The sequence below is a fragment of the Stutzerimonas stutzeri SDM-LAC genome, from assembly GCF_000235745.1.
In the GTDB taxonomy this organism is placed as follows: Bacteria; Pseudomonadota; Gammaproteobacteria; order Pseudomonadales; family Pseudomonadaceae; genus Stutzerimonas; species Stutzerimonas stutzeri_H.
Genome location: NZ_AGSX01000064.1, coordinates 1 through 11,627 on the forward strand (window position 1 = coordinate 1; position 11,627 = coordinate 11,627).

11 protein-coding genes are annotated in these 11,627 nt (G+C 62.9%); 4 read left to right on the forward strand and 7 right to left on the reverse strand.

All coding sequences use genetic code 11. The features are described 5' to 3' along the window. The 4 genes from nirJ to PSTU_RS0107420 form a co-directional block, all read left to right on the forward strand. Positions 1 to 1,095: heme d1 biosynthesis radical SAM protein NirJ (gene nirJ, locus PSTU_RS20565; protein WP_019340405.1), on the forward strand; the 1,095-nt coding region annotated here is incomplete at its 5' end. A gap of 65 nt (positions 1,096 to 1,160) precedes the next feature. Next, a complete protein-coding gene (gene cobA / locus PSTU_RS0107410) occupies positions 1,161 to 2,000 on the forward strand; it encodes a uroporphyrinogen-III C-methyltransferase (RefSeq protein WP_019340406.1) in 840 nt (279 codons plus the stop codon). After that, entirely contained in the window at positions 1,991 to 3,484 is a 1,494-nt protein-coding gene (locus PSTU_RS0107415; protein WP_019340407.1) for a nitrite reductase, read from the forward strand. Before cobA ends, PSTU_RS0107415 begins: the two co-directional genes overlap by 10 nt. A 240-nt stretch (positions 3,485 to 3,724) precedes the next feature. After that, positions 3,725 to 4,585 (forward strand): LysR family transcriptional regulator, encoded by an 861-nt coding sequence (locus tag PSTU_RS0107420; RefSeq protein ID WP_019340408.1) that lies wholly within the window; start codon positions 3,725 to 3,727, stop codon positions 4,583 to 4,585. Positions 4,586 to 4,624: 39 nt separating this feature from the next. Here PSTU_RS0107420 and PSTU_RS0107425 read toward each other — a convergent pair whose 3' ends face one another. From PSTU_RS0107425 to PSTU_RS0107455, 7 genes are all read right to left on the reverse strand, one after another. Beyond that, complete coding sequence (locus PSTU_RS0107425; protein ID WP_019340409.1) at positions 4,625 to 5,764, reverse strand: HPP family protein; 1,140 nt, start codon at positions 5,762 to 5,764, stop codon at positions 4,625 to 4,627. A gap of 135 nt (positions 5,765 to 5,899) precedes the next feature. Beyond that, a complete protein-coding gene (locus PSTU_RS0107430) occupies positions 5,900 to 7,039 on the reverse strand; it encodes an HPP family protein (protein WP_019340410.1) in 1,140 nt (379 codons plus the stop codon). Between the two features lie 288 nt (positions 7,040 to 7,327). After that, the gene (locus PSTU_RS0107435; protein ID WP_019340411.1) at positions 7,328 to 8,449 is read right to left on the reverse strand and encodes a methyl-accepting chemotaxis protein; all 1,122 of its coding nucleotides are present in this window, start codon (positions 8,447 to 8,449) and stop codon (positions 7,328 to 7,330) included. 14 nt (positions 8,450 to 8,463) lie between these two features. Further along, positions 8,464 to 9,207 carry an SDR family NAD(P)-dependent oxidoreductase gene (locus tag PSTU_RS0107440; protein ID WP_019340412.1) on the reverse strand — a complete coding sequence of 248 codons (744 nt, stop codon included), beginning with the start codon at positions 9,205 to 9,207 and terminating at the stop codon, positions 8,464 to 8,466. Positions 9,208 to 9,313: 106 nt separating this feature from the next. Then, on the reverse strand, positions 9,314 to 10,504 hold the full coding sequence (locus PSTU_RS0107445) for an NnrS family protein (RefSeq protein ID WP_019340413.1): 1,191 nt from the start codon (positions 10,502 to 10,504) through the stop codon (positions 9,314 to 9,316). A gap of 353 nt (positions 10,505 to 10,857) precedes the next feature. Further along, entirely contained in the window at positions 10,858 to 11,040 is a 183-nt protein-coding gene (tatA, locus tag PSTU_RS0107450) for a twin-arginine translocase TatA/TatE family subunit (protein ID WP_019340414.1), read from the reverse strand. 33 nt (positions 11,041 to 11,073) lie between these two features. Continuing rightward, on the reverse strand, positions 11,074 to 11,625 hold the full coding sequence (locus PSTU_RS0107455) for a nitrous oxide reductase accessory protein NosL (RefSeq protein ID WP_029404665.1): 552 nt from the start codon (positions 11,623 to 11,625) through the stop codon (positions 11,074 to 11,076). Between the last annotated feature and the right edge of the window lie 2 nt (positions 11,626 to 11,627).

Sequence of the window (11,627 nt, forward strand, 5' to 3'; positions counted from 1 at the left end):
CCCGTAGTGATCTGGAACCTGCTCCGGCGTTGCAACCTGACCTGCAAACATTGCTATGCCACCTCTGCAGACAGCGTCTTTCGCGACGAACTCGATACGAGCGAAGCGCTGAAGGTCATCGATGACCTGCTCGACGCCGGTGTGCGCGTACTGATCCTTTCCGGCGGTGAGCCGCTGCTGCGCGACGACATCTTCGAACTGTCCGAATACGCGCGTCTGCGCGGCTTCTTCGTCGCGCTGTCGACCAACGGAACGCTGATCGACGAGCAGAACATCGAGCGGATCGCCGCCGCGAAATACGATTATGTGGGCATCAGCATCGACGGCCTGGAAGCGGTGCACGACGACTGGCGCCAGCTCAAGGGCAGCTTCGCCGCCTCCATGCATGCCATCGACCTGTGCCGCGGGCACGGCATCCGCGTCGGCCTGCGCACCACCCTGACGCAGAACAATTACCCGCAGCTGCCGGCCCTGCTGGCGTTAATGCGCGAACACGATGTGCAGAAGTTCTACCTCTCGCATCTCAACTACAGCGGGCGCGGCAAGCGCAGCCGCAAGGCCGACGCGCATCACCAGATGACCCGCGACGCCATGAATCAACTGTTCGAGCAGGCCTGGGACGACGTACTGCATGGCCGCGAGACCGATTTCGTCAGCGGCAACAACGACGCCGATGCAGTGCTCCTGCTGCAGTGGGTGGAAGCCCGGCTACCGCAACACCGTGACCGCCTGGAAGGGATGTTGCGTGCCTGGGGCGGAAATGCATCGGGCGCTGGAATTGCCAATATCGACAACATCGGCGACGTACACCCCGACACCTACTGGTGGCAGCACACGGTCGGCAACGTCCGCCGGCAGTCGTTTCGCGAACTGTGGCTGGACCAGCCCGAGCCCCTGCTCAAGGAACTGCGCCAGCACCCGCGCGCCGTGGGCGGTCGTTGTGCCGAATGTCGCTGGCTGCCGATCTGCAACGGCAACACGCGCACCCGCGCCTGGGCCGAAGGCAACCTCTGGGGCGAAGACCCGGGGTGCTACCTCAGCGATCAGGAAATCGGCCTGCCGCAACCCCAGCACATCCCCAGCCTCTCTATTTGATACCGAGCGCGGCCCCGAAGCCGCCCGAGACCTAACGCCGTCCGATGAGATTTTCAGGAGTTCGCATGGATCAGCCAATCACCCTTCCCGCTTCGCTCGGCGCCACGCTAGCCCCAGGTGAAGTTGCCTTGATCGGCGCCGGCCCAGGCGACCCCGGGCTGCTCACACTGCGGGCGTGGAGCCTGCTGCAGCAGGCCGACGCGGTGGTCTACGACCGCCTTGTCAGCGACGAGCTGATGAAGCTCTTACCCGCCCGCTGCGCCCGTCACTACGTCGGCAAGACCAGCGGCTACCACAGCCTGCCGCAGCCGCAGATCAACCAGCTGCTGGTGGACCTGGCGCAGCAGAACCTGCGCGTGGTACGCCTCAAGGGCGGCGATCCGTTCATCTTCGGCCGCGGCGCGGAAGAACTCGAATACCTGCTCGCACGCGGCATCAACGGTCAGGTGGTTCCGGGTGTGACCGCCGCTGCTGGCTGCAGCGCCTATGCCGGGATTCCGCTGACCCACCGCGACCTGGCGCACTCCTGCCAGTTCATCACCGGCCACTTGCAAGAAGACGGCGCGCTGCAGCTGCCCTGGAGCAGCCTGGTCGAGGGCAAGCAGACGCTGGTGTTCTACATGGGCCTGGCCAGCCTCGGTGAAATCTCGCGCAACCTGATTGCCGCTGGCCTGCCGGTCGACACCCCCGCCGCGCTGATCGGCAACGGCACCCGGCCGGATCAGCAAGTGGTTCGCTGTACCCTGAAGCAACTGCCGGCGATGGCGCAGCAACAGCAGTTGAAGCCTCCGACGCTCACCGTGATCGGCCAAGTGGTGGGGCTCTTCGCCGGCACCCAGCTGGAATTTCCCGCCCGGCTCTGTGCGGAGTCACAGCCAGCCGTCACGGAGGCCTTATGCGTCTGACCCCTTTTGCTCTGCTATTGCTCTGCGGTGCCGTTCAGGCCGCACCCGACGCCGTGTCGCTGGAGCAAGCCGGTGTGCTCTACGAACAGCATTGTCAAAGCTGCCACGGGGTTAACCGTCTCGGTGGCGCCGGGCCTGCATTGCTACCCGAGAGCCTCAGCCGAATCAAACCGGATGAGGCGCGCGCGGTGATTCACGATGGTCGTCCGGCCAGCCAGATGGCGGCGTTCGGCAATCGCCTGAACAGCGCCCAGATCGACGGGCTGGTCAGCTACCTGTACCAGCCGGCCGCCACACCACCAACCTGGAGCGATACCGACATCCGCGCCAGTCATCGCATCCTCGCCGATCTGGACAGCTTGCCGAGCACACCGCAGCACGGCGCCGATCCGCTCAACCTGTTCGTCGTGGTCGAGGCCGGCAACCATCACGTGCGCGTGCTGGATGGCGATCGCTTCGAAGAGCTTGCCAATTTCCCCTCGCATTTCGCCCTGCATGGCGGGCCGAAGTTTTCCCCGGATGGTCGCTTCGTCTACTTTGCCTCACGTGACGGCTGGGTCAGCGTCTACGATCTGCACAACCTGACCATGATCGCCGAGATCCGCGCCGGGCTGAATACGCGCAATCTCGCCGTCAGTAACGATGGTCGCTGGGTGCTGGTGGGCAACTACCTGCCGGGCAATCTGGTGTTGCTCGATGCCCGCGACCTGTCGTTGGTCAAACACATCCCGACCCTGGGTGCAGACGGCACCCAATCGCGGGTCAGTGCCGTTTACACGGCCCCGCCGCGTGACAGTTTCGTGGTGGCGCTGAAGGACGTGAAGGAAGCCTGGGAACTGTCCTACGCCGGCGAGCCGGACTTCGAGCCTCGGCGCATCGAAGCCGCTGACTTCCTCGACGATTTTTCCTTCACCCCGGATTACCGCCACCTGCTCGCCACCTCGCGCAAGGCACTCGGTGGGCAGGTCATCGACCTCGACACTGGCAAGGCGGTCACCGACATTCCGTTGCCGGGCATGCCGCACCTGGGCTCCGGCATCTACTGGAAACGCAACGGTGACTGGGTATTCGCCACGCCCAACGTGAGCAAGGGGTTGATTTCCGTACTCGATCTGCAGAGCTGGAAACTGATCAAGGAAATCCCCACCGAAGGGCCGGGTTTCTTCATGCGCAGTCACCTGAACTCGCCCTATGCCTGGACCGACGTGTTCTTCGGTCCCAACAACGATGCGGTGCATCTGATCGACAAGCAGACCCTGGAGGTCGCCCACACGCTGCGCCCGATGCCGGGCAAGAACGCTGCACACGTCGAGTTCACCAACGACGGTCGTTACGCGCTGCTCAGCGTCTGGGACACCGATGGCGCACTGATCGTCTACGACGCCAGCACCCTGGAGGAGGTCAAACGCATCCCGATGAACAAGCCATCCGGCAAATACAACGTCGGCAACAAGATCGAGTTCGCCGAAGGCACTTCGCACTGACCACGCCCTCCGAGCTGCCGGCCATCGGCAGCCTCGGAGGGTAGGCTTCAGCCCACCAGAACACAGCGCGGGACACCAAACGCTGAAAAGCGATTGCATGAACGTCCGGAAGGAAGCGGAGAGCTTAAGCCAACCCCACCGCGACGGTCAGCGCCGGGGCTTCTGCACAGCTGATTCGCTTTCAACATTGATTCCAACCTGCTTTCATATCACCCCCTTTGATATGAGTGGTCTATTGCCATGGACATCGATCTCGCCCGCACCTTTCTCGAGATCATTCGTAGCGGCAGCTTCATCGCCACCGCCGAGCGGCTGCATATCACCCAAACAGCCGTGACCGCCCGGATTCGCAGTCTGGAAACACAGCTCAGCTGCCGACTTTTCGTGCGCAACCGTGCTGGCGCACGGCTGACCACTGACGGCGAGCGCTTCGTCGCCTACGCCACACAGCTGGTACAGACGTGGGAGACAGCCCGGCGCGATCTGCCGCTGCCGCGCGGTTACGACAAGGTGCTGTCGCTCGGCGCCGAGGTGAGCCTGTGCAATCCACTGATGCTCGCCTGGGTCCAGCGGCTACGCCAGGCGATGCCTGATCACGCGCTGCGCAACGAGGTGGCCAGCGGCGATGAGCTGCAAAAGCAACTCGACCTGGGCGCGCTGGATGCGGCACTGGTGCACCAACCCGAGTATTGGCCGGGGCTGCAGGTAGAGCAGTTGCTCGAGGAAAAGCTCATCCAGGTGGTGCATGCGACCAATCCGGACCCCTATCTCTATGTCGACTGGGGCCCGGCGTTTCGTCAGCAGCACGATCTTTCCCTGCCGGGTCACATGCGCGCCGCATTGTCGTTCAGCCTGGGCCCGCTGGCACTGCAATATCTTGTGCAATGCGGTGGCCGTGGTTACTTTCGCACGCGGGTGGTGCAGCGTTATCTGGATGAAGGTTTGCTCATGCGCGTCGAGCGTGCGCCGGAATTCAGCTACCCGATCTATCTGGTCTATTCACGTGCGGCACAGTCCCCGGCTCTGTTCAAAGCGCTCGAACTGCTACGCGAAGTGGCCGAAGACGACTACGACTGGTCGCGCTGGAACTACGAAATCTGAGCCGGACGAAGCCAGGCAAGACACTGGGACAACCACGACTCAGTGGCTCAGCCGTTTCATCCAGTTCTGGTAGAGCCCGGCGACCAGATCGCTCTGGGTGATCATGCCGACCAGACGCTGCTCGGCGTCTACGACAGGCAAGCAGGACATGCGACGATCCGCCAGCAGATGCACAAGATCGGCGAGATTCGCATCTTCATGCACCGACACCACCGGCGCGCTCATCACCCGCTCCACTCGCACCTCGCGACCGGACGTTAGCCGTCGAAGATTGAGCCGCGACGGGCTGGGCTCGAAATGCTGCAGGAGATCGGTCAGGGTGAGGATGCCAGGCAGCTTGCGGCTGCCCGGCTCGAGCACAGCCAGCGAATGAAGCCGGTGCCGACGCACGACGTGCCAGGCCTGACGCATCCGCGCCTCGGGATCGATCCAGTGCAACTCTCGGCACATGATGTCTGCAGCCGCGACCGTGCCCATGCTGCGACGAATGGCGTGGGTCTCGGTGCGCTTGATCAGCTCGACCAGGTCGTCGCGGGTGATGTCGACGTACTCACCGAAATCCTCCAAGGCACGGTCCACGTCATCGCTGGTGAAGCTCATGTGCTCGTCGCCCAGCGGGACCCCGCCACTCTGCTCGCCGCCGCTTGCTGCGCGAGGCTTGGGATAGCGATGGCGCGTGAGGTTGTTGTAAACCAGCGCTGCGGCGATCAGCAGCAGCGAGTTGAAGGCTACCGGGAGCAGCAGGCCATAACCCAACTCGCTGATCCCCGGCCCACCGATGGCGGCGACCATCGCCAGCGCACAGCTCGGCGGATGCATGCAGCGCAGCAGGAACAGACAGGCAATAGACAAGCACACCGCCAGCACCGCCGCCGCAAGGGTAGGCAAGGCACTCGCGCCCAGGGCGATGCCAACAGTCACGGCAACGAGATTGCCACCGACCACCGACCAGGGTTGGGCGAAGGGACTCGATGAAGCACTGAAGAGGATCAACGCCGAGGCGCCGGCTGGCGCGACGATGTGCAGCGTAACCGGGCCACCGAACAACCAGAGACCAATGGAGACCATCGGCAGCACTACCAAGCCGACGCCGACTACCGCGCGCAGCCATTCCTTGGGCCCAACGCTCAATGGCACCGGTAAAAAGGATCGCAGCCAGTCGTTGAAAGGGTCTTGCATAGGCTCGGCCTGGAAGGTGTATAGCACTCAGGCACTGCGACTAGGCTGCAGGTTCCGGCCGTTCCCACCGAGGGCTGCAATGTATGAGGCGACGGCTGATCACCACCGGCGCCTCCCGACATGGCATGGGACGCTTCAGTCGGGTAAGTGCTTCAACCAGTTCCGATAAAGCGCGGCAATCAGATCGGTCTGGGTGATCATGCCCACCAGGCGTTGCTGGTCGTCCACCACCGGGAGGCAATGCAGGCCACGGTCGGAGAGCATGAATACCAGGTCGACCATGTGGGTGTCTTCGGTCACCGAGACGACCGGCGTACTCATGATCGTGCGCAGATGGACGCCGCGCAGGAATTTCAGCTGGCCGAAATTAATCCTCGCTGACGCCGGCCGGAAGTGCTTGAGCAGATCGACCAGGGTCACGATGCCGACCAGCTCGTGGCTGTCGGGCTGCAGCACCGGCAAGGAATGCAGGCGGTGCTCGCGCAGGCTCTGCCAGGCGCGCTGGATGGTGCAGTCCGGCGTGCTCCAGTAGAGGTCCCGGGACATGATGTCGGCCGCAGTGATTTCGCCCATGCTGCGCCGCAACGCGTGCTTCTCGGTCTGCTTGATCAGTTGAGCGAGATCATCGCGCGTGATGTCCACGTACTCGCCGAAATCCACCAGGGCCCGCTCTACATCGTCTTCGCTGAAGCTCATGCGCTCGCTGGGCAAGGGGTCCTGAGTGTGATGGAGGTTACCCTTGGGTGGGCGCGGTTTCGGATAGGGGTGTCCACTGAGGTTGTTGTAGATCAGCGCAACCGTCACCAGCAGCAACGAGTTGAATGCCACCGGGTATAGCAGCTGGAACCCGTAGGCATGCAGCTCCGGGCCACCGACCACCGCCACCAGCGCCAGTGCTGCACCCGGCGGATGCAGGCAGCGCAAGCCGAACAGGCAAATGATCGCCAGCGCGCCGGCCAGGCCAGCCGCTGGCGCCACAGGCAATGGACTGGCACCCAACGCGATACCGATGGCAGCGGCCAATAGGCTGCCGACGATCACCGACCATGGCTGGGCAAAGGGGCTCGACGAGGCCACGAACAGCAACACCGCGGACGCAGCCGCCGGTGCGGCCAGTGGCAGGGCGACGGAAATCCCGAAGACCCAGGCGCTGAGCGGAATGACCAGCAGCAAAGCCAGGCCGATGCCTGTTGCGGCGCGCAGCCATTCGACGGGGCGCGCTGAAAAAGGCGTGGGCGCAAAGGATCGACACCAGTCTAAAAGGCGTTCCTGCATGGTTCCTGCTTGCGTTGAGTCGGTCGGTCCCGCCCACGTCCAAGCGTTTGGATATGGCGGGCAATGTCAGCCGATCAGAAGGAGGTCCAAGACCTCGAATAGAGGCCCCGGATCGAATCGGGCGCACATTGTCGGCGCGCCGCGGGCTCAATGCTAATGAATAGTATTGATGCGTTGCTGCAGTATTTTTGTTAACAACACTGCGAATAGGCCTGAGTCATCGATAGCAAACAGGTTAACCGGCCCATTTGGACGGCATAAGCAAAGAAAAACGGCTTACCGATGGTGCTAGCACGCTTCGCTAATAGCAGCTTTTGACTCTTTCTCATGCTCACCGATTAACGCCGCCACGATGCGCATCACTTCAAGATTCGCCTCTTCCATCTCGCTCATATGGGCAAGTGCATCTTCCAGCGCCTGTCGGCGAAACGCCTCGATGGCCTGCTGGCCCTGATCATGAACGGCCGTATGCGGGCGCTCGATCTGCTGGAAATGCTCCAGCCGGTGCATGCCGCGATTGGCCTCCCCGTAGTACCAGCGACCGAAGCGACACTCACGTTCGCTGGGCAGAACCGCCGCGTTCTGGCTGTTCGAGCCAAGCACTTGGTTATAGACGACGAACTTCAGCGACAGCTCATCGAGGTTGGCCAGTTCAATCCCGGCACGGAACGAGGAGCGCTCGATGCCGTGACGCATGTCGCCTGACAACTTGTGTAAGTGCTGCATGGCCGCCATCGCCAGTTCGGTGGTACGGCTGAACCCGTGCGCCAAGCTGCCCTGAACCTGTATATAGGCGTGAACGCTGGCGATCTCGGTCTGCACTTCGGAAATTTTCTTGACGATGTCGGCAGTGGCCAGTGCGGTCTTTTCCGCCAGCGTGCGGATTTCCCCTGCGACCACGGCGAAACCGCGGCCGGCATCACCGGCCCGCGCCGCCTCGATGGCGGCGTTGAGGGCGAGCAGGTTTGTCTGGCTGGCGATGCCGCTGATGAGATCGACGATGCCGTTGATCTGTTGCGAATGGGCCGCCAGGGCGTCGACCTGCTGCGAAGCCTGATTAAGCCCGCTTTCCATGTCGACCGCCTTGCTCTGTAGCTCGCCGAAGTGCTGCTGGTTGCTCAGCGCTGCGTTGGCGACCTGCTCGGCCTGCGTGCGGTTCTCGCCGAGCTGGCCGGTGAGGTATTCGAACGAGTCGCCCAGATGCCCCACCGAATGGCTGAAACGCACCAGATTGCCGGCAACGCCTCGATAATAGTCCAGCTGACGTTGCCCGTTGGCGCCAGCGGCGCTGGCAGCGGCTGCCTGCGCCTCCAGCACGGCGATACGCGCGGCTTGCTCCGCGCAGGTTTGCTGCAACTGGTCACGCTCCTGCTGCAGTTCAAGGGCGGCTCGTTTCCATCTGAAAAACATTGTCTGCCTCGCAGTTAAGTAAGCGTGTAACCGTTGTCGACCACCCAATCCTGGCCGTAGACGCCACGTGCTCCTTGCGAGAGCTGGAACAGGATGACGTTGGCCACCGCAGCGGACTCAAGGAAATGTCCGGGCAGTAAACGCTGGGTGACACCTTCGGCTACCTGCTCCAGCTGTTCATCGGCCAGTCCCAGCGTGCCCCAGATCGCGGTAGCGGTTGGCCCTGGCGAGACCACGTTGATACGCAGGTTCAGCGGTGCAAACTCCACTGCCAGGGTGCGAGCGTGGGCGACCAGTGCGGCTTTACTGGCGATATAGGCAGCCAGCCCCGGGAAGGTACTGCGCGTGAGGAAGGTGCCGACGAACACCACCGATGCCGGTTTGGCCAGCTCGCCGCGCAGCGCCGCCAGCGTGTTCAGCGCACCAGCGCCGTTTACTGCCCATTGGCGGTCGAAGCAGGCCACGTCGAGGCTGTCGCCCAGCTCGGCGATGCCGGCGTTCGGCACCAGATAGTCCACCGGACCGAGCTCCGCGGCTCGACGCGCCAGCAGTTGCAGGTCATCGGCTGAGGTCACATCGCCCGCGATCCAGTACAGGTGCTCCGGGTAGATTTCGACCAGCTGTGCCAAACCGCCCAGACTACGCGACATCGCCAGCACCCGCGCGCCGCGCTGCAGCAATGCAGTACACAGCGCCAGCCCGATCCCCGAGCTGGCACCGGTAACGACGGCCAGGCGTTCATAGAATTCATTTTTCATCATCATCTCCGATGCCGGCGCTCGCCGAGCCGCAGGCTGCCCGTCCCGGAATAGGCAGGCAGCATTTTTCGTTAGGGTGAAGCGGAATAAGTGGTTTGCTCAGCGACTAGCCCGGATGGCCATCGACCCGCGCAGCCACCAGCATTGGCGCATAGCGCCAGACATATAAGGCGAAAGCCAGAGCCCAGCAGACCGCCGCGAGCCACAGCCCGAGCAATGGCCATTCGGTGATTAGAAACACCCGTGAAGCCGCGCCCAGGTTGAACAGCACGAAGGCACCGACGATGCCAGGCGGCAACTGCAACGGTCGCCCGGTATGGCCGAGCGTGACGCGAGCAATCATCGCCAGGATCAAGCCGCTCATGGAGCCGACCGACAGCGCGTGCAGCGCTGAACTGGAGCTTTCCAGCAAGCCGAAATTCCACAGCGCCAAGCCGGTTGCCGCGACCACCAGCCAGAGCATGGCCAGGTGCAGCGACCACAGCAGCGGCACGCGCCAGATACCGGCGTCGTACCAGCGTGCCAGCCGCAAGAGGTGCCCCATGGCGATGGCGAGAAACAGCACGCCAAGCGCGACATGTTGTTGCAGCGCAACACTGACCGCGTAGAGCACGGCAATCAGACCGGTTCCTACCAGCAGTGCCACGTCCAGCCACAGCCATGGTTTGACCGCTTCGGTGCGGCCGAGACCACGCTGGGTAAAGAAGGGAATCACCCGCCCGCCGATAATGGCCATCAGCGCCGCCACCAGCCATAGCCCAGCGAGTACGCCCTGGCGCTGCAAGCCGTCGTCGCCCAGCGCCACGCCGCAAAGTACCAGTACATCGGCGCCAATCATGAGGCTGAGGACAGCGATGATCGGGTAGTTGCGCTTCTGCCTGACCACCCAGAGCATGCGCCCCATCAGCACGGCCACACCCAGCATGAACAGCAGGTCCAGCGGAATCAGCAAGGCCACCGGCAACCCGAACAGCCAGCCGAGGCGTGCCAGCAGCCAGACCACGGCCAGCGCCATCAACTTGTTGCCGGATACACCAGGCTGGCCGGTCCAGGTCTGCCCCGCCGTCAGCAAGAAACCGGCAACAATCGCCATGGCGAAACCGAACAGCATTTCGTGACGGTGCCAGGCCAACCAGCCGCCGGTTGGCTGAAAGCCCGGCCACAAACCTGTCCACGCGGCAATCCACAAAGGAATCGCCAGCATCGCGAAGATGCTGCCACCGAGGAAAAACGGGCGAAAGGCGAGCCGCCACATGGGCGGAATACTCAAGGCTTTCCGCCGATCGATAACTTGCACAAAGGCCTCCTGAGCTTTTTCGTCTCTGCCGGGGAGAAGATCCCTCCGGTCAGAACAGTGATCGCTCCGGAACCACGGAGCCATGCCTACTTTTTACAGGTTAGAGGGCTCTGGCAGACTTGATTGCAATCATCTTTTTTTCGAGGGAGCGCGGCTGCGGTCGCCGGCGGGTGTGGGTGCGCTCAGGAGTCGGGCAGCACGAACCGGTACGAACGACCAATGGCAAGTTCGGATTCTGTACCGCCCGGCGGCCGGTAGAGTGGGCCACGCCCTACCGATCCACCGAACCGGAGCCTGGTGGCTGTAAAACGCGACATCCACCCTACGGACGCGGAGTTGCGAGGGAGGTGGAGCTATTTAGCCTCGTGCTTGACCGCTTCGACCGATGCAGCGTTGTCACCATCGCTCATGGATTTGCGGAAGCCACTGATGGCGCCGCCGAGATCGGAGCCCAGGCCGCGCAGGCGCTTGGTGCCGAACAGCATGACCACGATCAGCAGTACGATCATGAGTTGCCAGATGCTGATGCCCATCATTTCAAATACCTCATCGAGTTGTTGGTTTGCGGCCTAGTGACCGGCGTGAGCCTGTTGATGGCCGGGCATGTCGTGCGACATGCCGGACGATTGCTGGAGCACCGATTGATCGATGTCCTCGAAGCGCAGCACCCGGCCACCGTGCATGGCTGCCAGCGACTTGGCCGCGGACTCGTCAGAGAAGGTTGCCAGCACCACACCCATAGCGCCCTTGAGCGACGTACCCGCGACGTAGTAGGCGCTGGTGGCATCAATCAGGTATTGGTCATCCGGATTCTCCCAGGTGGAGCGGCCCATGTCGTGCACGTAGAGCTTGGCGTTGAGCATGCGATTCTCCGGCTGCAGCCACCAGCCGAGCATCTCCGCGGTGGAGCAAAACTTCCGCACCCCGCCCTTTTCCACCGCCTGCCCCTTGGGCCCCGGGAAATCGCTGATCACCATGCCGCAGACATGGCATTCGTCGCTGCTGTGAAAAGCGACGGGCTCAAGCAGTTGCTCGCTCTGCTCGGCCTCGTTACAAGCTGCCAGGCCCAGCATCAGTGCAGCGGTAACCAGCATGCGTGACGCTCTATTTAGCGTATTCATCA